Source organism: Leucobacter sp. BZR 635 (genome assembly GCF_048061935.2).
In the GTDB taxonomy this organism is placed as follows: Bacteria; Actinomycetota; Actinomycetes; order Actinomycetales; family Microbacteriaceae; genus Leucobacter.
Genome location: NZ_JBLUNZ020000026.1, coordinates 1 through 25638 on the forward strand (window position 1 = coordinate 1; position 25638 = coordinate 25638).

A 25638-nucleotide genomic window follows, 5' to 3' on the forward strand; every position below is an offset into this window, starting at 1 on the left:
ACATGGGCAACTCTAGCCCTGCATTACTATGGATGTGAGAAGCACGAGTGGTTACCAATTTGGAAATGGTGCACACTTCGGACTGCTCAACGTAGCTAAAGGAGCGCATTAACTTGGCCGACCTGCCCCTGGTATCTCTCGTTGTGCCTTGTTTCAAAGTCGAGCGCTTTCTCAGAGGATTTCTTGAGTCGATCGACCTGCAGGGAGTTGACCCGGAGCTGTTCGAAGTCATTCTTGTGGTCGACGGCAGCCCGGACAACTCGGAAGCAGTGATCAGGGAGTGGGCGGCTGACACTCCTTACAGCGTCCAGATCAACGTGACCGAGAACCGTGGCGTCAGCTCAGCGCGTAACACCGGCTTGGATGCAGCGACTGGGCGGTGGATCACTTTCCCCGACCCCGACGACCTTCTCGGCGCGGGATACCTGCAGCACGTAGTCGATGCCATCAAAGCCGACCCAGTCGAGAGCCTGCTGGCGACGCGCCTCGTACGAATTGACGAAGGAACGAAGCAGGCCCTCGGGCACGCGCTGGACTATCGATACAGTCAAGGTACGCGAACTCTTGACCTTGCAGACGAACCCACGTTTCTGCAGCTCGCAGTGCACACTGCTCTCTTCCGTGCACATATCCTCGCCGAACAGCGTGTTCGCTTCGATCCCAGACTCCGAGTGTTCGAAGACGGAAAGTTTGTCGCGCAATATTTGCTCGCTGCGCAGAACACGCACATTCGGGTGTTGAGCGAGGCGCACTATCTGTATCAGGTCCGCGTTGATGGAACCGGGGCGCTGAGCGCGAGCGACGCAGACCCCGCGTCGCGTTACCTTGTGACAGCGCGCGCCGCACACCTCGAGCTCTTGCAGCAGGTGGACCAGGAAGACGCAGCGCCCCTGTGGCTTCAGTACATGGTGCTCTACGACCTCTACTGGCTCTTCGCTGCCAGTATGCGCATGAAGGACCCAATCCATGGCGCAGACGCAGAGCAGCTCCGCGAGCTGAACGCTCTCGTGCGGTCCGTGCTGCAGCGCTGTTCGACCGAAGCGCTATGGGGCTTCAACTTGGTCTCGGTCGTGCCCGAAATCAGGGGGGCGTGGATTGCTGCGAACGCTGGTGAGATCGCCGAACGTTGGGTACGCCGCTACCGCGAGGACCGAGGTTTGGGCGGGACCGAACTTCGGTACCTGAGCGTGGGCACGGAGCACGCAGAGCGCGTGATTTCGGGGGGGTCCTCCGTACAGCCACTTTATGCGAAGTGGCGTTCTGTGAGGTTCCTAGGAGAAGACTGGCTGTACGAGCGAATTCTATGGGTTCCCGCTAGTGGGCTGATTACGCTCACTTCCGAGCCTGGGGATCCTGAAGGTTTCGCGGATGCCGGCACGGTGCACACCGACGAGGACTTTCGAACCCGTTTCGGGTGGAATCGCCCGTCGACTTCGAAGCCTGTGGACGCGCGGCTCGCTGGGGGAAACCCCATATCTATGCCCGCACGCACTCCCCGCCGTAATCCGGCACGCAGGATCAGGGGCCTTGTACAGGGGCTTCTTAACCGCCTAGCCGTGGTTCCCCCGTTCTCGCTGCCGTATCGCAATGGTTGGGTCTTGCTCGACCGCGACACTCAAGCCAACGACAACGCTGAGGCGTTTGCCCAATACCTGGTGAAGCACCAACCGCGGACAAACACCCGATTCGTGGTTCGGAGGCGTAGCCCTGATTACCGACGGCTTCGGAAGGACGGAATCCGCGTTATTCCTTTTGGCGGTGCGCGACATTTTCTCGCTGTGCGGAACGCCTCGCACCTGGTGTCTTCCCATATCGACGAGTATGTAGTGCGACCGTTCGAACAGCTCGGGGTGGCGAAGACCTGGAACTTCGTCTTCCTGCAGCACGGCGTTACACAGAACGACTTATCCCGGTGGTTTAACGCGAAAGATGTTCAGTTGATCATGACGGCGACTGAGCCAGAACGTCGCGCATTCGTGTCAGACCTGACTCCCTACATTCTCAGCAACAAAGAAGTGCGACTTACGGGCTTCCCACGCCACGACCGACTGGTAGCCGCAATGGCGACAACTCAGTCGGCGCGGACGCGACGTTCAGTACTCATCATGCCGACCTGGCGGAGCTACCTACTCACCGAAGTCACCGGTGACGGAAACTCCCGAAGCGCAGGCGAAGCCTTCGCGGATTCTGAGTATGTCGCTCAGTGGTCTGCGCTGTTAAACAGTCCCAAGCTCGCTGCTCTCGCCGAAGCACACAACCTTGAGTTGGTGCTCCTGCCACACCCGAACCTGGAGCCGCACCTTGAATACCTCAGTATCCCCAAGTCGGTGCGAGTGGAGAGTTACCAGCAGGGCAGCATTGCGGGTCTCCTCGCTCGTGCCGAGGTGACCGTGACGGATTATTCCTCCCAATCCTTTGAAGGAGCATTCTGTGGAGCCCCGTGCGTGTACTTCCAGTTCGACCGTGAGGAGTTTTACGGTGGAGGCCATATTGGATCACCGGGATACTTCGACGTAGCCCGTGATGGCTTTGGCCCAGTCGTGCAGCACGTAGACAGCGTTTTCACTGGGATCGCCGAGGTCCTCGACGGGGCATCAGAACAGGCTCGCGCCTATCGCCAACGTATCGAGGAAATCTACCCGGCGCGTGATGGGAACGCAAGCAAACGCGTCTTCGACGCGATCTCTGCGCTCCGAGACCGCCGTTAGTCAGTGAGGAGGCGAAAGGCCTCTTCGTAGTTCCTCGCCTTTGCGGCGAGCACGACAGGCGCGTTGTGATGTGCGCGCGCCCTTTGTTGCTCGGCAGCGGTTAAACGCTGCCACAGCGTGGTGATGAGCAGTGAGAGTTGCTCCCGGTAATCGTCAGAACCTTGATCCGCGACCTCAATGAAAGGCATGAGGTCTTCGTTCAGAGTCTTGAAAAGCCAGTCGCGGTGGACCGTCTTCGGGAACGCGCCGGCGTAGATCGCGTCGACCTCAGTGAGTACGTTGATGCGCTGATGAAGGTGCTCTACGGTTGAGCGGTTCTGCGTGATGGAGTCTCCCGACTCCCGCTGCCGCCAAAGGTAGACCGTTTCTTGGAGCACGTCGAAGGCGCTCGCGGCGACAAACGCGCGCGCCGTGGGAACCTGATCTTCATACAGCGTGCCCTCGGGGAAGCTGCCGACCTCGCGCAGAAAGAACGCTCGGTCAAAAAGCTTGTTCCACGGGAAAACGTTGCGGGTGATTCCAGGAACATCTTCCAGCGTTCGCCGCTGCAGTGAGCGCCCGTGCTCTTGCTGCACCCAAGGTGAGCGCCAGCGCTCGGTACCGCGCAGATGCTCGAAAGCCCCCACCGCAAACTCGGACTGTGAGGTGCGGAGGCTCGCGACGAGACGTGCGATCGCGCCGGTCGGAATAATGTCGTCGCCGTCTACGAAAGCAAGATACGTGCCACTTGCGAGAGCGATGCCAGCGTTGCGGGCGCCGCCCGGCCCGCGGCGGTTGGTGCGGATCAGCCTGAAACGGTCATCCATCGCGCACATGTGCTCAGCGATGCGCGTGGAGCCGTCGGAAGAACCGTCGTCGACGAGAATGACCTCGAGGTCCCAGTAACGCTGCAGTCGGATGCTGTCGAGAGCCGCCCGCAGGTAGCGCTCGGTGTTGTACACGGGAACTACGATCGTTACCGTGCCTGAATCGAGCATCGTCTCGCGCGTCAGCATCGTACGCAACCTGATAAACCAAGGTTGTCGTTTGAGTAGTGCCCATCGAACACACCGATCCACTAGGGATATCCGGTGCAGCCTGAAAACGGCTGCCGTGGCGTTAGCGTTCACGAACTCTAACTCTTCAACGCGGCGACGGCTTCATCGATTGGGCCATCGAAATGCATCTTGCCCTTGCGAATGACGATTCCGCGGGTGCAGAGCTCCTTTACGGTTCCGACATCGTGGCTGACCACGACCATGGTCTTGCCTTCGGCCACGAGCTCGCGGATCTTATCGCGGCACTTGGCCCGGAACGGCGCGTCTCCTACTGAGAGGATCTCATCGACCAGCAGCACATCGAGTTCAGTGTGGATCGCAACCGAAAACGCGAGACGCAGAAACATTCCTGAGGAGTAGTGCTTCACTTCGTTATCGATGAACTCACCGATCTCTGAGAACGCAACGATGTCGTCGAAGCGGGCATCGATCTCAGCCTTTTGCATCCCTAAAATTGCAGCGTTGAGATAGACGTTCTCGCGACCAGTGAGGTCCGGGTGGAAGCCAGCGCCAACCTCGATGAGACCCGCAACCCTGCCGCGTGTGCGTACCCAGCCGGCATCGGGACGCAGCACGCCCGAGATGAGCTTCAGCGTGGTCGACTTGCCCGAGCCGTTGTAGCCGAGGATGGCGACGGACTCGCCCTCGTCGACGCTAAATGAAATCCCGTCGAGCGCGTTGAAATCTGAGCTCAGCTTTTTGCGCTTCAAGAGGCCAATAAAGGTCTCTTTAAAGGAATGTGTGTGCTTAATCTTGAACGTCTTGCGAACGTCATTGACAATGATCGCAGGCTTTGTTGAATCAGAGATTCTGGGCAAAAGACCCCTCCAACTTACGGAATACGAGCTGCCCGATAATCAGCGTACCGAGAGCGATGAGGAAGCCCCAGAGAATATTCATGAGCAGGCCTTCTGGGCGGTCGGATCCGGGGAGGCCTTCGGCAATCGGCCCCCAGAAAGCGCCGTGAAGAAGCTCAACGCCGACCGTCATAGGGTTCAGCATGTAAATGTCGTAGAACCAACCCGGGGCCCTGTCCTTGACCATCTGCCAGGAGTACAGCACGGGGGACGCCCAAGTGGCGAACATGAGAATGAGGTCGACGATATTTCGCGAGTCGCGGTACGCAACGTTGATGGCCCCGAAGAAGAGACCGAGGCCCAGAGAGAACATTACGATGATGAGCATGCCGAGCAAGAAAGCTCCGATGCTGAGGAACGAGATGTTCCAGCCGAGGATGATGGCGACGATGAGGAGCACCGCTGCCTGCGGCAGGAAGTGCACGATCGAGACACCGATTGCCGACAGCGGGAAGAGCTCGCGGGGAAGATAAATCTTTTTGACGAGAGCCTTGTTATCAACGATCGACGCGGTCGCGTTACGCAAGGCCTCGCTGAACAGGTTGACGGCCACGATTCCCGAGAAGAGGTACACGGGGAAGTATGGAATGCCGCGATTAGCCTTAAAAATCACGCCGATGACGAGGAAATACATGAGGAACTGGGCGGCTGGCCTGATGTAGGACCACACCCAGCCGAGCACGGAACCGTGGTACCGCGTCGAGATGCCCTTCTTCAGGAGCAGCGAGAGGAGGTAGCGATGCCGCAAGACATCGACCAAACCCTTGCTCTTTCCCGGAGTATCGAACTCCGGGTCGGTAAGCGCTTCTTTATATGCCACGACGATTGATTCTACTTCTATTCGCTGAGGGGTGTGCGGAGGTGGCCCTGTGAGTGTGCCGCCCCGGTGAGTAACTGATCCTCCAACAGATCGAGCACCTCCGCAACCCGGAGGTTATCGTGCCGCAACTCGTCGACCTCTTCGCGTAGCTCGAGGATTTCTGCCTGGAGCTTCGCGGCTTGAGGGCGGGCCGCGCGGCTGAACCGTGCCTTGAGTCGTGAGGCCAGGGACATGTTGATGCCTGCTTTCTGGGCGAGGGCTGCGGGAGAGAGGGGTTCTGCCGGGAGTGAGAAACTCACGCCGTACGGGCCGCGGGAGGCTTCGCCGCGTGCGGGCAGGATGTCTGTGAAAGTGACGAGCAGGCCGAGGGCAACCGCCTCGGCAGCGAGCGCCGACTGGTCGAGGTGCCAGGTTGCCGGGTCATCGGGCGACACGTCCGACGCGTAGCTGGCGTAGGCCGTGGCATAGGCGTTGCCACCCGAGCGAAGGGACAGCCGGATGAGTCGCAGCATATTCGCGCGTGCCCGGTGGCTGATCTGCTCGAGTATGTGGTTCGCCACCACGTCAAACGGCCCGGTGTGCCCTGCCCGTTGCGGGGCGAGCAGCACGGAGAGCCGGCTGAGATTCTCCTCGCCGAACGAAAGGTTAGTCTGCGCGGCAGCAGCCTCCCGTGCGTGGCTGAGCGCCTCGGCCGAGAAATCCACTCCGTGCACCGCACGCTCAGGGTGTCGCTCGGCGAGGGATCGGCTGAGGCCGCCCGCGCCGCAGCCGAGGTCGATGACGAGCGGGCTGGTGAGCGGTTGGCGCTCGATCCAGCTCTGTCCGGTCTTCCAGGGAGCTGCGGCGGCATTCGCCGGCTCCATGAACCAGTCGTCCCAGAACTCGCGCTTGAAGTTGAAGCCGCCGAACCAGTTCTCGAACCTGCGAACGGTCGCCTCGGGCGTTTCGAGTTTGAACCCGGGGATCGGGGTGCGCCAGTTCTCGTCGTAGTTCAGCACGAGCCAGCTCTCGACGTCAGCGGGCGCGGGGAAGTCGACGCCGTGCAGTGTGGCAGTGCTAAACGGCAGCATTTGCTCGCGTGCGAACGGGCCGCGAACGTGGAACGGCTGGTTGATGTTCCCGTCGTCGGTGAAGAACGCGGCAAACACATCGATGTGGAAGCTGGGCGCCGCACACTCGTCACGGAACACGAGCTGCAGGTGGGCCGCGCTGTGCTCCACCACCTCGTAGCCGGCAGCGCGCAAGGCCCGGGCGAGTGACAGCGTCTCGGCACCAACGAGCGCGGGGTTCGTGTGCTCCGAGAGGAACGCGATGTCGACGTCGTCATCGTGGGGAAGCAACTTCCCGCTGCGTACCGCACCGAGCAGGGTGCCGCCAACGATGAACGGACGCTTCGACTGTGCGAGCAGGAGGTCGATGAGCGCTCCGGTCTCGTCGAGCAGGCTCGCGATAACCGCGTCTGACAGGTTTGCGAGATCGGGGGCGAGTAGCCCCCACTTGTTCACGCTGAGCGCCAACCCGTCTGCGCGCTCGACGGTGGTCTGGGTGCCGTCGGCAGAGAATTGGATCTCGCCCTGCCAGAGCGCCGCGCCGGTTGCGGAGTCCGCCACGGTGGCCGCCGTGCGCCCGAGCAAGTGCGGGGCGAGGGGCTCCGGCCAGGGAATCAGATTCTCGGAGCCCAGTTCGAGTTCAGCGGACTCGACCGTCCAGATGCGCCGGCCCGAGAACAGCACATCGACGGCGAGGCAGCCCTCTGGAAGGTCCCAGATGGTGAGGCCGGCTGGGCTCAGCTGCGGGTGTCTCATCTGTGGTGTCGCTCTCTGGGTGTTACCCCCATAAGTGGGGTCGTGCCCTCCACTCTACTTGTTCACCCTCTCGACACCTGGTGAAGAATGGCCGTCCCCGCCCTGACGTTCACGCAGGCCGGATAGAGTTGTGACCTGTCCTATGTTGTTACGCGAGAGGCCCCTCCGCCGATGTCAGTTACGTTGCAGAACGTTGTGTTCCCAGATGTGGGCGGCGACCCAGATGTCTTGCCGCTGTACTTGGATCCGGAGATTTGGACCACGATCGATGGCCGCCCGGTCAGGCTGAGTAACCTCGCCACACTCGAAAGCGTGCTCTCGCGCTCGAGCACCCGGGTGCGCGCGGGCGAGCGCGTCTCGTTCGGTACCTACTTCAACGCGTTCCCGGCTTCGTACTGGCAGCGCTGGACCGTCGTGAAGACGGTGACGCTGACGATCGGAACCGAGGGTCAGGGCACGGTGCTCGTGTACCGCACGAACTCGAACGGACAGCAGCAGCGCGTTGCATCGCGTGCGGTGTCGGGCCCGCAGGAGTCGCGGTTTGAGCTGCCGCTCACCGCGTTCGGCGATGGTGGCTGGTACTGGTTTGATCTTGTTGCGGGCGATGAGGATCTCGTGCTCACGGCGGGCAATTGGGCGACCGACGCGGAGCCGGTGGCCGCGGGCCAGCTGAGCCTCGGCATGACGACCTACAACAAGCCCGACTACTGTGTCGCGACGCTCGAGAACCTCGCCAAGAACCCAGCGCTGCTCGACAATATCGACCAGGTGTTCTTGGTCGATCAGGGCACGCAGAAGGTCCGTGATGAGCGCGGCTTCGCTGAGGTCGCAGGAGTACTCGGAGAGAAGCTCAACGTCATCGAGCAGCCCAACCTTGGCGGCTCTGGCGGGTTCTCGCGGTCGATGGCCGAGACGCTTGAGCGCGAAGACACTGACTTCCTGCTGCTGCTTGATGATGACGTCGAGTTTGAGACGGAGAGCGCGATGCGCGCACTCCAGTTCGCCCGGTTCAACCGCGAGCCCACCATCGTTGGCGGACACATGTTTGACCTGCTCGACAAACCCGTGATTCACGCCTGGGCTGAGGCGATCCGCCCCGAGCCGTTCCTCTGGGGCCCCACCTTCGAAGAACAGCACCGCCACGACTTCCGCGAGTCGAACCTGCGGCAGACGCCGTGGATGCACGCGCGGCTCGACGCAGACTACAACGGCTGGTGGATGTGCCTGATCCCGAAGAAAGTCATCGAGACGATCGGCCTCTCGATTCCCGTGTTCATCAAGTGGGATGACGGTGAGTACGGGCTGCGGGCCCGCGAGCACGGCTTCCGCACCGTTTCGATGCCCGGTGTCGCCCTCTGGCACGTCTCCTGGCTCGACAAAGACGACACGCAAGACTGGCAGGCGTTCTTCCACACCCGCAACCGCATCATCGCTGGACTGCTCCACTCGCGAGCCCCCAAGGGCGGCAAGCTCATGCAGAACAGCGGCAGGCAAGATCTCAAGAAGCTGCTGAACATGCAGTACTACGCCGTCGAGCTCGCGGTGAAGGCGCTGCGCTCGGTGCTCGCAGGCCCCAACGCGCTCCACGCCTCAATGGCCACTGACATGCCAGAGGCCCGCGCGGTCGCGAAGGGCTTCCCAGAGACTCAGGTGTACCGTCCCGGTGACGCCTCGCTGCCGCCGGCCGCGTTCGGACGGGCGCTGCCCCGAATCGGAGGCAAACCCGTGGGCCCATCGGGGGCAAGGCTTGCGCTCTTCACGCTCAAGATGGTGCCGAAGCACTGGATGCGGAAGTCGTCTGAGCGGGACGCGCCGCAGCCCGATCTCGAGTACGCGAAGCGCGACGCCGACTGGTGGAAGATTCCGCATCACACGAGCGTCATCGTCGGCACCGCCGACGGCAGCGGCAAGGCGTGGTATCGGCACGACCGGGCGAAGTTCCGTAGGCTCATGCGGCAGAGCCGCAAGCTCACCAGGCAGATCGAGCGCGATTGGGATCGGCTGGCAGCGGAGTACCGTGCCGCCCTGCCGAAGCTGGTCTCGCCGGAGGAGTGGAAGCGCACCTTCGACGGGCGCTGACCGCGCGCCGCGGCGTGCGCAATAGGCGAAGGCCCCGTGTCTCAGGAGATGATCCTGAAACACGGGGCCTTCGCTATCGCTGCGCGCTAACTGCGCGCCGCAGTGCGCGGCGCGTTAGCTGACGACGTGCTTGCCGAGCGTGCCGAGCGAGTTGAACTTGCCCTTGGCAATCGACTGGCCCATGAGTGACAGCGCGTTCAGGCGCGAGGTGAAGCGGTTGCGCGCGGCACGTGCCGACGACTTCCACCCGAGCTCCGAGAAGCGCTTGGCCTGCCACTGGAAGAAGCGACGCTCCTCGTTGAAGCGGTAGCCGTTGAGCGCCTTCACCATCGAGTCCGAGCCCATGTGGCGGCGGTAGAGGAAGGCGAGCTCGGGGTCGATGACCATCGTGCCGTTCTCGGCGGCGATGTCGAGCAGCAGCGCCAGATCCTGCACCACGTCGTAGCCCTCACGGAAGCCGAGGCGCTTGACGGTCTCGGTACGCCACGCGAGCGACGGGAAGTATGCCCAGTCGGCGCGAATCAGCGAAGTCGCCATGCGCTCGCCCGACAGTGTCGAGATCCCGGTGGCCTTCGGCGCGTACGCCTTCTTCACGCGGTCAGGGAGGGTGTTGCAGGCAACGCTGTTCTCGTTGATCGTCTGCACGCCGGGCTGCACGACGTCTGCGTGCGGGTAGGCGGCGAAATCGCGGAGGATCACGTCGAGGTAGTTGGGCTGCATGATGTCGTCAGCGCCCATCATTACGAAGAACTCGGTCTCGACGAGGCCGAGCGCCTTCCGGTAGTTGCCGTTCGCGCCGAGGTTCTTCTCGTTGCGCTGGTACGTCACGCGGGAATCGCGCGAGGCGATCTCGGTGAGCCAACGCTCGGGCTCGGGATCGGGGAAGCCGTCATCGATGATGACCAGGCGCCAGTTCGGGTTCCGCTGGGTGAGCACGCTGTTCACCGCGGCCTTCATGAGATCTACGTCGCCGTAGTACGGGAACATGATGTCCACTGTGGTCACAGGTAATCCTTTCGAAAAATGCACGCGTCCATACCTGCGAGCACATACGGGGTCAACAATATCAGGTTCTCTGCTACACGAAGCAGCTGCCCCCTGGTTCTCCCAGGCTGCGGGGCACGGCGAAAACCTGGTGTTTACCTGGCCAGAAGCTCTTCGTGCGGAAAGGGAGGCCAATGGGCGTGGGCGGGTAGAGTAAAATTCGAGGGTTGGTGCCACTCCAACGTGCCCGAAAGGTGACTGTATTACATGACTTGGATCGAAACCTGGCCGGTGTTTCTGGCTGGCTTGGCTATTTTGATCCTGCCCGGCGCAGTTATTCTGCGACTCGGTGGGGTGCGCGGCCTGAGCATGCTCGCGCTTTCTGGCCCCGTGAGCATGAGCGTTGCGGCCTGTCTCGCAGTCGTGCTGCCGTTCGTCGGGCTGCCATTTTCGCCGCTGACGTTCTGGGCGACCGCTGCGGTCGTCGCGGTGATCGCGCTGCTGTTCAACCTGTGGCAGCGGCGGCGCTTCCAGAGCGAAATCAAGACATCGCTCGCGATGAACGGCTTCCCGAACAGTGGGGGGCTGTGGCGGCCGCTCGCTTGGGTCGCCGTGGCGATCGGTGCCGTCGGAGGTGCGGTGCTCATCGGGCGGACGCTGATTCGCACCATCGGCAACCCGATGAACTTTTCGCAAACGTTTGACAACGTCTTCCACCTGAACGCGGTCAAGCACATCTCGGAGACCGCCAACGGCTCTTCCCTCACGCTTGGCAACCTCACTGAGGCCTCGCAGGGCTTCTACCCCGCGGGCCTGCACGATGTGATGGCGCTCGTCGTCGTTGCCTCGGATGCGCCGGTTGCCGTGGGCGTGAACGTCGTCGCGATTCTCATCAGCGCGCTCGTGTGGCCGCTTGGCTGCATGTACCTGGTCACCCGCATCGTCGGCAAGCGGCCGCTGCCGGTCATCGCCGCAGGCCTCTTCTCGGCGGGCTTCAGTGCGTTCCCTTACCTGTTGATCGGCTTCGGTGTGCTGTACTCGCTGTTTGCCGCCATCGCGCTGCTTCCGGTGGCGCTCGGGCTCATCATCGAAGTGCTCGGCCTGTCGAAGCTCAAGCCGGTGTCGCCCGTCGTTCCCGTGGTGTGGCTGATCGTCGTGCTGCCCGGCGTTGCGATCACTCACCCGAGCGCCCTCGTCGCGCTGATCGCGTTCGCGTATCTGCCGCTGGCCGCACGCGTGCTCTCAGAGGTGATCGCTGCGGCGAAGCGCCAGCAGCCGCGTAAGCGAGCCGCGGTGTGGGTCGTGCTGCTCGCTCTCTACTCGGTTGCGGCACTCGTCGTTTGGCTGAAGGTCCGGCCCGACCTCACCGCAGCGCCGTGGGAGGCGCGTCAGAGCACCTCGCAGGCAATCGGCGAAGTCATTGCGAGCGCCCCGATGGGTGCGATCGCGGCCTGGGTGATGATGATCCTCACCATCATCGGTGCGTACGTCATTCTCCGCTGGCGGCGAGACCTCTGGTGGGTGCTGGGCATTTATGCGGTGGCCGGAATTCTGTACATGTTCGCCTCTGGCTGGGGCATCGGCACGCTCCGCACCTTCATGGTGGGCGTCTGGTACAACGATCCATTCCGCCTGGCCGCGCTGCTCCCGCTGGCAACACTGCCGCTCGTCGTGCTCGGCTTTGACGAGCTCATGCGATGGTTCGTGCCCGTTGTCAGGTCGGCAGTCGCCTACGTCTCCTCACGAGGATGGATCGGTTCGGCTTCGCCGCGCCGGGTGAGCGTCGCTGCTCTCACCGCGGGAACACTCGTCGCCGTCTTCGCCGCAGCGATGCTCTCGCAGTCGGGCACGCTCTCGAACGTAAAAGAACGTATTTCACAGGTCTTCTCCGAGAGCGGTGACATGCGCCTGGTGAGTGACGACGAGGCTGCCGTGATTGCGCGAGTACCCGAGCTCGTGCCCGAAGACGCCGTGATCGTCGGGAACCCGTTCACGGGTGCGTCGCTCGCGTACGCCCTTGCCGGCCGCGAGATGCTCGCGCCGCACATGTTTGGCACGCGCAGCGACGACGAGCAGTTCCTCCTCGACCACTGGAGTGAGGCTGCGTACAACCCGGCAGTCTGCCCGATTGTTCGAGACCTCAACGCCTACTGGGCGCTCGACTTTGGCGACGAGACGGTCATCGAGACGAGGGATCGCTACCTCGGCGTCGACGGCCTAGACGACAATCTCGCGCCCGGCATCGACGTGGTCTTCGCCAAGGGCGGGGCGCGCCTGATGAAGGCGACGGTCTGCGAGCAGTAGCTGCCCGCAGCTGACTAGTTCTGCGACTGGTCGGCTGCGAGCCGCTGCTCGAGCTGCTCAACCCGCTGCTGCAGCATCGCGTGCTCTTCGGTCAGCACGCGAAGCTTGTTCTCGTGCAGGGTGAGCTCTGAGCTGTGCTGCAGGCTTACCAGGCTGAGGGCGACCACCGCGATGAAGAACAGCAGGTTCGTTGAGACCTCGACCCCCAGCAGCGATGCGAGCCATGCCACCGAGGCGGGGAAAACCGCGACGATGAGCATCAGGACACCCGCGAGCAGCCACCACATGGCGTGACGCTCCTTGAGCTTGCGCCTGCGCAGCATCTCGAACGCGGTGATAATCAGCAGGGTCGCCGTGACTATTCCGACGATGTAGATTGCGATGCTCATGAGACGGTCTCTTCCGGCGTGGGGGCAAGTTTGGGTGAGGGGCGCAGAAACGCGAGCGCGAGGGCAAGCATGGCGCGGACGAGGTAGACCGTCAGCTTCCAGCCGCCCTGCGAGGGAACGCCGCCGGCGCGCGGGCGCATGGTGACGGGGACCTGGCAGATCCGCAGGCCCGCCCGCTGCGCGATCACGAGCGCCTCAATGGTATCGCCGAGGTACTCGGCGGGAAACTCCTCTGCGAAGAGCTCGAGCCCGCGGGGGCCAATCGCTTTGAAACCGGAGGTGGTGTCGGTAAGTCGCACGCCGCCGGTCTTCGAGAGGATGCCGCTGAGCAGCTTCATCGCCCACTTGCGCGGGCCAGAGACGCTGTAGTCGCCGACGCCCGCAAAGCGCGCCCCGATGACGAGGTCGTGGTTGTCGAGCTGCTCGACCAGGCGCGGCACGTCGAGCGGGTTGTGCTGCCCGTCGGCGTCGACCTGCACTGCGACGTCGTAGCCGCCGCGAACTGCGAACTTGAAGCCGGCTCGCATCGCGCCGCCAACCCCGAGATTCACCGGCAGTTCGAGCACGAGTGCCCCGGCCGTCCGAGCTTCGGCAGCGGTGCCATCACGCGAACCGTCGCTCACCACGAGCACGTTAATGCCGGGCAGGGCCCGCAGGGTCTCTTCGACAACCTGTCCGACCACGCCCTGTTCGTTGTAGGCCGGCATGATGATGAGTACTTTTGAGCGTGGTGCAGTCACGTGTTAAGCATAGTCGTGCGGTGGCGGAAGTCCCCGTGTTGGCGGTGAACGACTGCCTAACGCTGCGGGAGTAGTGGCAGTAGCTGGTCGCGCAACGGCGTCGCAAGCGACAGCGAGTAGCTTCGCGATAGGTGGTTGCCGTCGAAATAGACCGGAACGGATCCCGCGAGCGCGAAGCAGACGGAGTCCGTGCAGAAGCGGTCAGTGAGATCGATGACGCTCACGTTGCCATCGCTGCGCGCCGCCGCCGCAAACGGGTCGTTCGCGAGTGCCTCCGCGCGCGGGGCAGCGCAGGCCATCGGGTCGTCCATGTGCTTTGCCAGGCAGTCTGGCGTCGCGGTTTCGCGGGCGATCGGGGCATCGCGGATCACGGCGATCTTCGTGCCGCTCTCGCTCCACTGCGAAAAGAGGCGAGTGGCCGCGTCGAAGTACTGCTCGTCCTGGGGCCTGCCGCTGCCGTCGTCGATTTTCTCGGCGGCGGCGAAGCTCGAGGCGATTACCAGGTCGGGAGCGGGGGAGCGCTTCGCGATGACCTCGGACAGTTTGCTGCTCCAGTCGAGGCAGCGCTGCTGCGTCTCCTGGGTGTCTGGCGCGCCATCCATGAACGAGACGCGGGGCACGTCAACGAGCGGGCAGCCGCCCAGCAAGCTGAGGTTCACCTGCCAGCCCTCGGCCCGGGCGATCTCAAACATCGCTGCCTGCCAGTGCTCGGCGTGCGAGTCGCCGACGAGCCATACCTCGGGTGCCTGGGGGTCGCCGTCGCTAAAGTCACAGCGCTGGTAGAGCTGTTCATCGCCGACAGCGATCACGCCCGGAACTGCGGTGCATGCATCCTCGACGAACCAGGGCGTCTGGTTTTCTGCCACGGGGAGCTCGGCAATCGCGGCGAACGGATCGCCGCAGTCGGCACCTGGCGCGAGGCTCTGCGCCCCAAAACACTCTGAGGATTCGAGCTCTTCGGTGCGTTCCGCGTCAGCGGCGGCGCGCGCGTCGACGACGCCGACGATTGCGGCAGAGCAGGCGAAGAGCACAGCGATGGAGGCCGCGAGCAGGCTGAAGAACTTCGGTAGCGATGCGCCCGCGAGCAGCTTCTGCCGCGTGGTGTCTTCGACGAGATACTTGGTCGCCGCGGCCAGCGCAAACGAGAGCACGATGAGCACGATGCGGTCGGCGAAACGAAGGTCCCGCGCGAGCGCAAAGGGGGCGAGTACGATCAGCGGCCAGTGCCAGAGGTACAACGAGTACGAGATGTCGCCAGTGAACTGCACCGGCCGAATCCGAAGCAGCGCAAACGGCGAGTACTTCGGAATTCCGGGACCGACCGCGATGATGAGCGCGGTCGCGAGTGCCGGCAGGGCCGCGAAGGGGCCGGGGAAGAGGGTCTTGTCGTCGAACACGAACGGCACGATGGCGAGGGTGAGGATCCCGATCCACTGCCCAACGGCTTGGAGGATCGGGCGGTGCTGCGTGTGCGCAAGCAACCGGCTCGCGGCGATCGCGACGAGCGCGCCGATCGCGAATTCCCACACGCGGTTCTGCGTGACGAAATAGGCTTCGTTGCGGCTCGTGACAGTGGAGTAAACGGCGATTGCGAAGCTCAGCACCGCGGCGCTCACGACGACGGTGGTGAGCACCGTGCGCGCGTTCTTGCGCAGGCGTGTGGCGAGCCAGAACGCGCCAATGAGCACGACCGGCCACACGATGTAGAACTGCTCTTCGACGGACAGCGACCAGTAGTGCTGAACAACGGTTGCCGCGCCGGTGCTTGCGGAGTAGTCGACTGACTTCGCAGCGAGCAGCCAGTTGAGGAAGTACGCGGAGGCGGCGAATGCCTCGGTGGCGGCCTCGCGCCAGCGCGAGACGGGCATGAGGGCGAGTACACCGATGATCGAGATGATGGTGACGAGGTAAGCGGCCGGCAACAGCCTGCGGGCCCGGCGAGCGTAGAACGTGCCGAGGCGTACCCGCCCAGTGCGCTCAAGTTCGCGCAGCAGGTGGGCGGAGATGAGGAAGCCGGAGACCACGAAGAACACATCGACGCCGATGTAGCCGCCGGGCATGCGAGTCGGCCAGAGGTGATTGAGGATGACCAGGATCACCGCGATGGCGCGGAGCGCCTGAATGTCTGGTCGGAGCGCCCGGGCCAGCTTCGCTGCTGGGGGCGAAGCTTTGGCACGAACGGGAGCCGCGGCGTGACTCATTGCTGTTGGGTCGACGCGTAGTGCACCCGCGCAACGTCGGGAATCACGCTCTTGGCAGCCCAGCTGAGGCTCAAGGGTGAGCTTTCCTGCATCGCATAGCCCTCTGCTCGGGCCCGAAGCAAGATCGTGTCGTCGTTCGTGCGGCCGAGCGTTGCGCTGAACTGGCCGCCACGCAGCTCGTTCTTGCGCTGTGAGTCCGGAACGGCGGCGAGGACGAGGTCAGCGGTTAGGCCGCGCACGGTATCAAGCGGCACGAGCTTACGCTTGGTCGGGTCGATCTGCTCAGCGATTGACAGCTCGGCAAGCGCGGGCGCTGAGTGCAGGCCAAACTCGCGCAGCGCGCGCACCTCGTTGGTTTGCTCGCCAAACACCTCGAGGTCAGCGCCCTGTGCGCCGCTCGAACCGATGTAGAGCGTCCCGAGCTCAGAGTAGTCCGCGTAGAGTCCCCGAGTGTCAGCGATCTCGCCCTCGGTCGTGGCGATGAGCTTCTCGCCCGCTGCGGGAGCGCCGAGCGCCGTCGCCACCATCGCGACAGCTTCTCGCCACGGGGTGTTGGCGGGGGCACCCGGATGTGCGACAACGGGTGCGATCTTGCTGAGCTCTTCGTAGTGCTGCTTCGAGAGCTGGCCGTTGACCGCGAGGATGAGGTCTGGCGCGAGCCGTTCGAGAGACTTCTGCACCCTTGTCCAGGAGTCTCGGGCGAGCATCTCTGGCGGACGCCCACCGACCTCGGTCATGCGGTCATGGAACCAAGGGCTGAGCTTGGTGTCGAGTGCCTCGGACGCCTGGACGGCGATCGGCATGACCCCCAACGCAAGGCTGATGTCGTGTGAGGCGAGTCCGACGCAGGCAACCCGAGAAACAGACGCGGGGATGTGCGTCGTGCCATACACGTGCTTGACGGAGCGCGGCTTGCTGCCCGCTGCTTCGCCGCCCAGTTCTGCGGGAGAAGTGCTGGTGCAGCCCGCCAGTCCGAGCAGCGCTGCGAAGCCGAGAAAGCCCCTCCGGGTAACGCCGGTCATATCAGGCTCTTCGGTGACGGCTGGTGCCGGCGAGCTGTGTGATCGCAGGAACGGGCAATAGGCATAAGGGTTAGTATAAACCGTGATCGCCTGGCGGGAGCGTGCGGCCGCTGCCTGCTAGCTGTGAACCTCCTATAGCCGTAGACCTGGAATGGGTGTTAGCTCCAATGACAACGCAAGACCCGGTTTCAGCGCAAACGAACAGCGACAAGCTCAACGCTCCGCGCCAGCGCTACCTCTACCTTGTGGCGGCCATCGCCCAGGGGGGCGGTGCGATCGCCGTGCAGCCGTTCGCGATTCGCATGATGTCGGCCGAAGAGTGGGGCAAGGCGAGCTTCATGCTCTCGCTCATCGCCATCGCGCTCGTGGCCATTACCGCCGGTCTGCCGCTCGCGCTTGGAGCCACCTACTTCGACCCTGAGCGGGGCGTGCAAAAGGCGCGCGCGCTCAACGGCTTCGGTTCGGCGGGGTCGCTGCTCCTCGGAGCCATCGCCGCCCTCGTGGTTGTCGTTGTGAGCGGTGCCTCTGGCGGAACCATCGGCTGGCTGTATCTCTTCGCGATCCTCTCGATCACGATGCACGGCGTCAGTCAAATGAACCTCGCCTTCTTGCGCTCCGAGGGCCGGGCAGGGTCCTTCGTCGTCGTGATCGTGCTTGCCACGGTCGTGGGACACGTATTCGGCCTTGCGAGCATGGTGGTATTCGCCCCGACCGCAGAGATCTACCTGGGCAGCTTCTCGATCGCGGTGCTCGCCGCCGCGGTGCTCGGTGTCGCGCTGACGAAACCGGCAGCCCCGTTCTCTGAACCGACCGCGCTGAAGCTTGCCGCGACCATGGCGCTTCCCGTGCTCCCGCACAGCCTCGCCCTGATCGTCATGCAGCAGGGCGAGTCAGTGCTGCTCGCGATCTTCCAGGGTGAGGCCGTAGTCGGGCGCTACAACGCGGTGATGCCGTTCGCGCTCGGAGCCATCGCGGTGATTCTCGCGCTCGGCAACGTCTGGCAGGCCGTACTGCTGTCGCTTCGCGGCGAAAGCGGCGAGGGTAAAAGCCGTGTGATTCAGCGAGAGGCGTTCTTCGTTGCCTTCCTCCTTACGGTGCTCGTCTCGGGGGCGGCGACGTTCGCCACCTACGTCTTGGTCGACAAACCCCAGCCCGAGCTGTTCCAGCTCGCGAAACTGTTTCCGCTCGTGGGCGTCGGATACGCCGGCTTCCTCGTCGCTTCGAGCCAGATGTTCGCGATTGGTCGCACCGTCTGGATGAGCGTGATCACCCCCGTCACGGCGGTCGCGATGCTCGCGGTTGCCGCGATACCCGCGCGTTCGGGTGATCTCTTCGCTGTGGGGATCGTGAAGGTCGTCGCGTACCTCCTGCTCGGGCTTGTATTTGTGCTCATCGCCCGGCGCTACGGGCGCGAGCTGGTTGACCTCAAGGCATACCTGCTCAGTGCACTTGCCTCGGCGGCCGTGGTGATCCTACTGCTGCTCACCCCGGTCTCGTTCGGATGGGGCCTGGCCCTGCTGGCGGCCGGAATCGTCGTCGCCGGGCTGCTCGGCGTGCTCTATCTCAAGCGGTCACGCCGGGCCTAAGCGTGCGGGAGCGACGTTGTCGCCACCAGACCCTGAAAGTGAGTGCTGCCGGGCCCGGGGCATCGCATAGACTAGATTCCATGGATCTTCTCGTAGTTGGCTCTGGGTTCTTTGGCCTCACCATCGCTGAACGTGCTGCAAACGCAGGCAAGAAGGTGGTCGTGATCGACCGCCGCGACCACATTGGCGGAAACGCCTACTCTGAGGCGGAGCCCGAGACGGGCATCGAGGTGCACCGCTACGGCGCACACCTCTTCCACACCTCGAACGAGACCGTGTGGGAATACGTCAACCGCTTCACCGAGTTCACGAGCTACGTGCACAAGGTGTACTCGAACTTCAAGGGCGAGGTCTACCCGCTGCCGATCAACCTCGGCACGATCAACCAGTTCTTCCGCTCCGCATACAGCCCCGACGAGGCGCGCGCCCTCATTGCCGAGCAGGCCGGCGAGTTCGACACGAAGAACGCACAGAACCTCGAGGAGAAGGGCATCTCCCTCATCGGCCGCCCGCTCTACGAAGCCTTCATCCGTGACTACACCTCGAAGCAGTGGCAGACCCCGACCACGGAGCTGCCCGCAGAGGTCATCAGCCGCCTCCCGGTGCGCTACAACTACGACAACCGCTACTTCAGCGACACCTACGAGGGCCTTCCCGTGAACGGCTACACCGCGTGGCTCGAGAACATGGCAGACCACCCGAACATCGAGGTCCGCCTGAACACCGATTTCTTCGACGAGTCGCAGCCGCTGAACAAGGCAGCTGTCGTCGGCACGGTTCCCGTCGTCTACACGGGCCCGGTCGACCGCTACTTCGACTACGCAGAGGGCGAGCTCGGCTGGCGCACGCTCGACTTCGAGCAGCAGGTGCTCCCCGTCGGCGACTTCCAGGGCACGAGCGTCATGAACTACGCCGGAGCAGACGTGCCGTACACGCGCATCCACGAGTTCCGTCACTTCCACCCCGAGCGTGACTACCCGACCGACAAGACCGTCATCATGCACGAGTACTCGCGCTTCGCCACCCGTGAAGATGAGCCGTACTACCCCGTGAACACTCCGGAGGACCGCGAGCGCCTGCTCAAGTACCGCGAGCTCACCGAGAACGAGTCGAAGGTGCTCTTCGGAGGACGCCTCGGCACCTACCAGTACCTCGACATGCACATGGCCATTGGCTCTGCACTGTCGATGTGGAACAACAAGCTCGAAGGCACGCTCTAAGGAGCGTTACCGAGAACGGAAGGCCCGGCTGCCGCGATTGCGCGGTGGCCGGGCCTTCTGCTTTGCAAACCGATAGGGGTGCTTCGCTCTTCAGGGTGAGCACCCGGTGTCGCGGGGCCGTCACCCCTGCCGTCCTCTCCGACCCCATTGATTCAAACCGACTCCTGCGCGGCCCGAAAACGGGTCGGAATGTATTACTCGGGGGCTTCGAGCTTGAAAGTGGACGGTGTTTCGGTGTTCAGGGTGGGGTTCGCGATGCGGGGCTGCCGCGGGCGCTTCGCGTCCTTGCCGTTCAGGCAGGTGGGCCCGGGCTGAGGGCGTTCCGAAGCTCCAGCGGCCGGGCACATGCCGCGGCTGCAGGGGCCTTACTGAAAGGCTCACTGTGCGCGCACACATCACGGGCCCTGCTGGCCGCTCAGCTCAACGCCCCTCCCGGAGCGTCGAAAGCATATCGTGTCGGCGAGATCGGGTGACTTCTGCGGGTGAAGGCATGCCCTTTCGCGGAGGGGATATCTGCTGAGGGGGAGTCAGGGCGAGTCCGGTCCGCACGCGGTGTGTGGAGACTAGAGAGCCTTCGGAATTGATGTTGGGTGTTCCCGGCCTAGCGGGAAGCGCCAGCTGGCATCCTTAGCGACCCTATTTATTCAGACTGATGTTGGTGAGGGCCATAAACGGGTGGGGATAGATGACATGGGGCCTGAGCGTTCTGGGTAACGCTGTACTGGCTTTCCGTGCCGGCGCGGGAGACAGCTGGGAGCAGCTCACTGCGCACGCTGCGTACCGGCCGCAGGGGCGCCCGGGGTGCTCCTGCACGGGCCACTCACTGCCTGGGGCGCGGGTGTGAAGCTCGCGCAGCCCTGGGCGGGACATCCACGGATGCCCCGCCCAGGGTTGCGCACGCTGCGGTCGCCTACTCCTCCGACGGAACGACCGGCGTGACCCGCGTCGCAGGGCGTTGCGGTGCGCGACCGCTCGCCCTGTCGAGTTCGGCCTCGCGGGTTCGCCAGGCTTGATAGCCGGGCTCGTCGGCGAGCGCGACTTCGATCTCCTCGGCGGTCGCCCTGAGCTTCGGGTCGAACTTCAGGTAGGCGCGGGTCTCGCGGGCGACAAGGCCCGAGAGGATGAGCAGGCCGATGAGGTTCGGAATCGCCATGAGCCCGTTCATCATGTCGGAGAACGACCAGGCGATCTCGAGCTGCGTCGTTGCGCCCACGAACACGACGAGCGCGAAGACGATCCGGAACGGAATCGCGACCGTGCGGCCGAAGATGCGCACGATGTTGCGCTCACCGTAGTACGACCAGCCGAGGATCGTCGAGAACGCAAACAGCACGAGCCCGATCGTGACGACCCAGTGACCCCACTGGCCGGGCAAACCCTGCGAGAAGGCCTCACCCGTCATGAGTGCGGCAGAGAGTTGCTCGCCGGTCGACTCGTCAATGAGTTTGTAGGCGCCGGTCGTGACAATCACGAGCCCGGTCATAGTGACGACGATGATCGTGTCGATGAAGGTCTGCGTCATTGACACGAGGCCCTGGCGAACCGGGTGGCTCGTCTGCGCGGCGGCTGCCGCGATCGCCGCCGACCCCATGCCTGACTCGTTCGAGAAGATGCCGCGGGCGAAGCCGTACTGCACGGCGATAATGAACACGGAGCCGGTGAAGCCGCCGGCCGCTGCCGTTCCGGTGAAGGCGTCTGCGAACACCACGCCGATTGCCGCGGGCACGTCGCCGATGTTGACGAACAGAATGTACAGGGCTGCGATCACGTAGAAGAGGATCATGACGGGCACGAGCCCAGAGGTCACCCGGCCAATCGACTTGATGCCGCCGACGAGCACGACCAGCGCGAGGATGGTGAGGATCACTCCGGTGACCCACACTGGCACGTTGAAACTGTTCTCAACGTTTGCGGCGATCGCGTTCGACTGGGTGAGGTTGCCAATACCGAAGCACGCAAACACCGCGAATACCGTAAACGACCACGCGAGGATTTTTCCGATGGGCCCCTTGATGCCCTTCTCGAGGTAGTACTGCGGGCCGCCGTTGCGGTCGCCCTTCGCGTCCGCCTGGCGGTAGCGCACCCCGAGGAAGGCCTCAGAGTACTTTGAGGCCATGCCGAGCAGGCCAGTGATCCACATCCAGAACAACGCCCCCGGGCCACCAATGCCGATCGCGGTCGCGACGCCGACGATGTTGCCGGTGCCGACGGTCGCCGCGAGCGCGGTCGTCAGTGCTTGGAACTGTGAGATATCTCCGCTGGAGCCGGGGTCTTTGCGGCGGAGCAGGCCGAGATTCAGCGCAGCACCCAGCCGCAGAAACTGAATCCCGCCGAGCCGGACAGTGAGGTACAGTCCGGTCAGGAACAGGAGGGGGATGAGTACAAAGGGGCCCCAGATGACCCCGCCGATCCTGTCTAACACTTCTTGCAATTGCTCGATCATCGTCGTCCGGGCCTTTCGCGTCGTTGCGGAGCCAGTGCGCCTACCAGGTTGGCACGCGGACCGACCGGTGGTTGATTCAGGAGATTAGCACGGGCCCAAAGCGGTGGCCAGAGCGGTGCGGGATTCGCGCGAGTCGCTAGGGCAGGGTGGGGCTGCGGAAGATCCCAGATCTCTCCAGCTCGACGGATGCGCGCAGCGCTCCCATCGAGGCACTCAAGACAGAATGATTCGGTTTACCGAGTCGCTGGAAGAGTACCCGCGATCGTCTTGGTCCGTTCGAAGGAAGACTCATCAGGCAACGCGGTGGCAGATGCGTTGATCACTTGAAGCAAAGCTGAGCTATTGCTCCGCAGTTCAGACGATTCTGTGGCTCCCTCAGCCGTTTTCCCATTGCAACGCGTTGAGCTGCTCATTCAGGAACGGGGAAATGGTCCGTGCGTATGTTGCAGTGATGTGGGAGGCATCGAAGTAGGTGATTACGCTGCCCACGATCGGTAGACACTGGCCGGTCGGGTCACAGAAGTAGTCGTCAAAGTTGACTGTTTTGACTAGGGGCGATTGCATCTCAACTGCAGCGTCCATGAGCGGGTCCATCCAGTGCCACTCCTCCTTGGTGGCTGAGCACATGTTGAGTTCGTCAGGGTGCGTCGCTATGCAGTCAGGGATACTGTCGACGGTGCCACCTGGGGTGGGGGGATCCTTGATTACGACGACTTTGACCCCGGCGTCAGCCCATTGCTGTAGGTAAGACTTATACGCCTCGGTTGCCAGGTCCTCAGTCTCCTCCCAAGTGGCGCCGGCCACGGGCAGGGACTGCCGCTCCGAAGTAATGACCATGTCGTACTCGCCTGACGCGGTCGTCTTTTCGAGCACCCATTCACCGTAGGCGAGACAGTTATCCGCCTTGACCTTTGCGTCGAACTCGAGTTTTACGGTTGTCGGGTTGCAGCGATCGATCAAATAAGTGTCGATCGTCCAACCTTGTGCATCCGCAACGCCTTGCAATGCCGGAAGCCAGTGGCCAGCGTGGGAGTTCCCCACAAGGGCGACTCTTTTCTCCCCCGAACCGTAGTTGCAGACTGGTTTTTCGGTGTATGGCTGGCTGGACCAGCAATTATCCGCGTAGGCGTCGGACTTATCGGTCGCCGCGGCAGTTGGTGGGAGCTGCAGTGAGTCGACGTCTGGTGGGCCGCATTTCTCGAGCCCCGTTGCCATGGCTGCAGCCCCAAAGCAAGGATCGCCGGAAGCCAACGCGTTGGAGGCCTGCTCCTGAGCGATGCGGGTTTTCGTATGAGATTCGAACACCAAAGCGGATCCTGCGAGGACCACGATGGCCATGCCGAAAGCCGCAAAACGGTAAGCCGCTCGAGTGTCGGAGCTTGCCCCGCCGAACCTGAAACGATCCTCGACAAAAGTCTTCGTCAAGCTCGCCAATAGGATGGTGGCCACGACGATAAACACGTTGTCGACCCATCCCAGTTCGCCACTGACGTACGGCAGCAAGACCAACAGCGGCCAATGCCAGAGGTACACGGAAAAGGAGATACCTCCAAGGAACTGCATGGGCCGCAGACTGAGGAAAATGTTGGGGGAGTATCGGTGGGTAGAGGCCGCCAAGATGATCAGCGCTGTCGAGACGACCGGAAGCAGAGCGGAATAGCCAGGGAATGGGGTTGAACCATCAAACGTGACCGCCGTGATGAGGATCCCGACGACGCCTGCCCACGCCATGACGATCCCGGGAACCGCGCCAATGCGAAACCACGGGCGGCTAACGAGAAGCGCCGTCAACCCACCTATGGCGAGCTCCCAAATGCGGGCCGTGGTAGCAAAATATGCCCATCCTGGGTTGGTGTATGTCGAATACACCGAGTAGGTCAAGGAAGCAACAATAATTGCCACCATGCCAACCAAAAGTGCTGTATCTGAACTCTTTCGAATGCGTGTAGCAAGCCAGATGAGAAACGCTATCGCGAGGGGCCAGAACAGGTAAAACTGCTCCTCGACGGACAACGACCAGTAATGCTGTACGGGAGTCGGAGCGTTCTCCGCGGCGAGATAATCGACGTTTGCGATCGCAAGCGCCCAGTTCTGCACGTAGAGGGCGGAGGCAACAACCTGTTTGCCTAGGTTTGCCCACGCGGTTTCAGCCGCGAGTAGCCGAGTGGCAATGACTGTGACGAGGAGCACGAGTAGAGACGCTGGGAGGAGACGTCGGATGCGACGGGCCCAGAAATCGGTGAAGTCTTTAAAACTGCGCGGGGGCTTTTTGAGCAAGTGAGAAGTGATGAGAAAACCCGAGATAACCAAGAACACGTCGACACCGACGAAGCCGCCCGTGATGCTGTTGGGCCATACATGATAGATAACGACCAGCCCGACCGCGATGGTACGCAAACCCTGAATATCCGCACGAAATCTCTGTCGAGCCTTTGGGGGTGCGGTAGAAGGGCGCAACTGATGTGAAAGGTTCACGCGGTTCTCTTATCTGAGGTGAGTACATTAATTCGCCCACCGAAATAAGCCATCAAATTAGGGTCGGCGTTCAACGGCGGGCACAAGCTTAGTCAACGATACCGGGTCCGTCCCCAAGAGCGGGGCGGAGGAGCTCTTGGGCAGGTTTGTGCGACTCAGTTCACGCCGCCTGCATTCTTGCGATGCGGTGCGTGTCGACAAGAGGCTGTGACACCGGGCCTGCTACGCATAGCGATCCCTGGTGTCTTCGGGCGCCCGCGTAACCTCCTACGTTGAGACCCAGTTGTTCAGCGACCCGACCGACGGCGTCGCGAGGGGTCTCGGCCCTCGAGAAGTATCGACGGGAATCGACGGGGATCGGTTGCGGAGCCCTGTAATGCTATGCCGTTTTGTGCCTGAGGACTACACTCCGTGCTTGGGCATTTTGCCTTCAGTAAACACGACAACCTTCTTGGGTTGCTGCGCGGGATTCACGGATTCCCCCTGTTTGTAGAACTTCAGCGAAGGCTCCAAAAATGCCGTGAACGAAGAACCGAAGCGCGTCTCCTGCGAAGGAAGGCTGCTGAACCTGGAGACCTTACGCGATATCGAGCTTACCGGCGGCGCGCCACACGGCGACCGCGAGCGAGGGAACCGCGTCGGCGATCTCGCGCAGTAGCTCGAACTCGACGCGGTCGGCGTTGCCCTGGTGGATCGCCGCATCATCGCTCGACGAACGCGCCGCGAGCCTCGCGAGGCCATACTCGGCGAGCTGGCCGCGATCCTCAAGCATCTCGTCCCGGATCGCCGCGACCACGAAATCGTCGAGTTCAGGGACCTCTTCGAAAGCGATCGCCGGATCTTGGCCGCCGCGCACCCGGTACTCGAGAATCGTCTCGCGTTCGAGGCGCGCATCGGCCCGCAGCTTGATCAGGCGTTCGGTGGTGAGGTTCACGACACCAATCTACCAAGCCGCGCTGGGCGAGCCC

17 protein-coding genes are annotated in these 25638 nt (G+C 62.9%); 5 read left to right on the forward strand and 12 right to left on the reverse strand.

From position 1 onward, the window contains the following. Positions 1–113 precede the first annotated feature (113 nt). Positions 114–2708: a bifunctional glycosyltransferase/CDP-glycerol:glycerophosphate glycerophosphotransferase gene (locus ACI1US_RS04660; RefSeq protein WP_461638543.1), complete on the forward strand. Its 2595-nt coding sequence runs from the start codon at positions 114–116 to the stop codon at positions 2706–2708. Here the strand turns inward: ACI1US_RS04660 and ACI1US_RS04665 are convergent. The 4 genes from ACI1US_RS04665 to ACI1US_RS04680 all read right to left on the reverse strand — a co-directional run bounded on the left by ACI1US_RS04665 (position 2705) and on the right by ACI1US_RS04680 (position 7227). Continuing rightward, positions 2705–3703 carry a glycosyltransferase family 2 protein gene (locus ACI1US_RS04665; RefSeq protein ID WP_461638545.1) on the reverse strand — a complete coding sequence of 333 codons (999 nt, stop codon included), beginning with the start codon at positions 3701–3703 and terminating at the stop codon, positions 2705–2707. The two genes, ACI1US_RS04660 and ACI1US_RS04665, sit on opposite strands and share 4 nt — an antisense overlap. A 119-nt stretch (positions 3704–3822) precedes the next feature. After that, entirely contained in the window at positions 3823–4563 is a 741-nt protein-coding gene (locus ACI1US_RS04670) for an ABC transporter ATP-binding protein (protein WP_461638547.1), read from the reverse strand. Continuing rightward, positions 4547–5422, reverse strand: coding sequence for an ABC transporter permease (locus ACI1US_RS04675; RefSeq protein WP_461638549.1), 876 nt, complete (start codon positions 5420–5422; stop codon positions 4547–4549). Before ACI1US_RS04675 ends, ACI1US_RS04670 begins: the two co-directional genes overlap by 17 nt. 17 nt (positions 5423–5439) lie before the next feature. Next, entirely contained in the window at positions 5440–7227 is a 1788-nt protein-coding gene (locus ACI1US_RS04680; RefSeq protein WP_461638551.1) for a methyltransferase domain-containing protein, read from the reverse strand. A gap of 171 nt (positions 7228–7398) precedes the next feature. On the opposite strand from ACI1US_RS04680, the gene ACI1US_RS04685 reads away from it, so the two are divergent. Next, positions 7399–9306, forward strand: a complete 1908-nt coding sequence (locus ACI1US_RS04685) for a glycosyltransferase (RefSeq protein ID WP_461638553.1) — start codon at positions 7399–7401, stop codon at positions 9304–9306. 114 nt (positions 9307–9420) lie between these two features. Here ACI1US_RS04685 and ACI1US_RS04690 read toward each other — a convergent pair whose 3' ends face one another. Continuing rightward, the gene (locus ACI1US_RS04690) at positions 9421–10311 is read right to left on the reverse strand and encodes a glycosyltransferase (RefSeq protein WP_461638555.1); all 891 of its coding nucleotides are present in this window, start codon (positions 10309–10311) and stop codon (positions 9421–9423) included. A gap of 246 nt (positions 10312–10557) precedes the next feature. Here ACI1US_RS04690 and ACI1US_RS04695 point away from each other — a divergent pair, with 246 nt between their 5' ends. Beyond that, on the forward strand, positions 10558–12594 hold the full coding sequence (locus ACI1US_RS04695) for a DUF6541 family protein (RefSeq protein WP_461638557.1): 2037 nt from the start codon (positions 10558–10560) through the stop codon (positions 12592–12594). 14 nt (positions 12595–12608) lie between these two features. Here ACI1US_RS04695 and ACI1US_RS04700 read toward each other — a convergent pair whose 3' ends face one another. Genes ACI1US_RS04700 through ACI1US_RS04715 form a run of 4 tightly spaced genes read right to left on the reverse strand, consistent with a single transcriptional unit; the run spans position 12609 to position 16946 of the window. Then, positions 12609–12983, reverse strand: a complete 375-nt coding sequence (locus ACI1US_RS04700) for a DUF2304 domain-containing protein (protein WP_461638559.1) — start codon at positions 12981–12983, stop codon at positions 12609–12611. Beyond that, the gene (locus ACI1US_RS04705; RefSeq protein ID WP_461638561.1) at positions 12980–13723 is read right to left on the reverse strand and encodes a glycosyltransferase family 2 protein; all 744 of its coding nucleotides are present in this window, start codon (positions 13721–13723) and stop codon (positions 12980–12982) included. The genes ACI1US_RS04700 and ACI1US_RS04705 overlap by 4 nt, the downstream gene beginning before the upstream one ends. A gap of 56 nt (positions 13724–13779) precedes the next feature. Then, positions 13780–15924: an acyltransferase family protein gene (locus ACI1US_RS04710; protein WP_461638563.1), complete on the reverse strand. Its 2145-nt coding sequence runs from the start codon at positions 15922–15924 to the stop codon at positions 13780–13782. Beyond that, the gene (locus ACI1US_RS04715) at positions 15921–16946 is read right to left on the reverse strand and encodes an ABC transporter substrate-binding protein (RefSeq protein ID WP_461638565.1); all 1026 of its coding nucleotides are present in this window, start codon (positions 16944–16946) and stop codon (positions 15921–15923) included. Before ACI1US_RS04715 ends, ACI1US_RS04710 begins: the two co-directional genes overlap by 4 nt. A 167-nt stretch (positions 16947–17113) precedes the next feature. Between ACI1US_RS04715 and ACI1US_RS04720 the strand changes: the two genes are divergently transcribed. Further along, positions 17114–18532 (forward strand): lipopolysaccharide biosynthesis protein, encoded by a 1419-nt coding sequence (locus tag ACI1US_RS04720; protein WP_461638566.1) that lies wholly within the window; start codon positions 17114–17116, stop codon positions 18530–18532. Positions 18533–18612: 80 nt separating this feature from the next. Beyond that, positions 18613–19752 (forward strand): UDP-galactopyranose mutase, encoded by a 1140-nt coding sequence (gene glf / locus ACI1US_RS04725; protein ID WP_416549905.1) that lies wholly within the window; start codon positions 18613–18615, stop codon positions 19750–19752. A gap of 910 nt (positions 19753–20662) precedes the next feature. Here the strand turns inward: glf and ACI1US_RS04730 are convergent. The 3 genes from ACI1US_RS04730 to ACI1US_RS04740 all read right to left on the reverse strand — a co-directional run bounded on the left by ACI1US_RS04730 (position 20663) and on the right by ACI1US_RS04740 (position 25604). Continuing rightward, on the reverse strand, positions 20663–22195 hold the full coding sequence (locus ACI1US_RS04730; protein WP_461638569.1) for an alanine/glycine:cation symporter family protein: 1533 nt from the start codon (positions 22193–22195) through the stop codon (positions 20663–20665). Between the two features lie 375 nt (positions 22196–22570). Continuing rightward, the gene (locus ACI1US_RS04735) at positions 22571–24670 is read right to left on the reverse strand and encodes an acyltransferase family protein (protein ID WP_461638571.1); all 2100 of its coding nucleotides are present in this window, start codon (positions 24668–24670) and stop codon (positions 22571–22573) included. A gap of 577 nt (positions 24671–25247) precedes the next feature. Continuing rightward, entirely contained in the window at positions 25248–25604 is a 357-nt protein-coding gene (locus ACI1US_RS04740; protein ID WP_461638573.1) for a hypothetical protein, read from the reverse strand. Positions 25605–25638: the final 34 nt, after the last annotated feature.

Coding starts and splice junctions, on each gene's coding strand:
- ACI1US_RS04665 (WP_461638545.1), bottom strand. CDS start 3,703: ATGCTGACGCGCGAGACGATGCTCGATTCAGGCACGGTAACGATCGTA.
- ACI1US_RS04680 (WP_461638551.1), bottom strand. CDS start 7,227: ATGAGACACCCGCAGCTGAGCCCAGCCGGCCTCACCATCTGGGACCTT.
- ACI1US_RS04685 (WP_461638553.1), top strand. CDS start 7,399: ATGTCAGTTACGTTGCAGAACGTTGTGTTCCCAGATGTGGGCGGCGAC.
- ACI1US_RS04695 (WP_461638557.1), top strand. CDS start 10,558: ATGACTTGGATCGAAACCTGGCCGGTGTTTCTGGCTGGCTTGGCTATT.
- ACI1US_RS04700 (WP_461638559.1), bottom strand. CDS start 12,983: ATGAGCATCGCAATCTACATCGTCGGAATAGTCACGGCGACCCTGCTG.
- ACI1US_RS04710 (WP_461638563.1), bottom strand. CDS start 15,924: ATGAGTCACGCCGCGGCTCCCGTTCGTGCCAAAGCTTCGCCCCCAGCA.
- ACI1US_RS04715 (WP_461638565.1), bottom strand. CDS start 16,946: ATGACCGGCGTTACCCGGAGGGGCTTTCTCGGCTTCGCAGCGCTGCTC.
- ACI1US_RS04720 (WP_461638566.1), top strand. CDS start 17,114: ATGACAACGCAAGACCCGGTTTCAGCGCAAACGAACAGCGACAAGCTC.
- glf (WP_416549905.1), top strand. CDS start 18,613: ATGGATCTTCTCGTAGTTGGCTCTGGGTTCTTTGGCCTCACCATCGCT.
- ACI1US_RS04730 (WP_461638569.1), bottom strand. CDS start 22,195: ATGATCGAGCAATTGCAAGAAGTGTTAGACAGGATCGGCGGGGTCATC.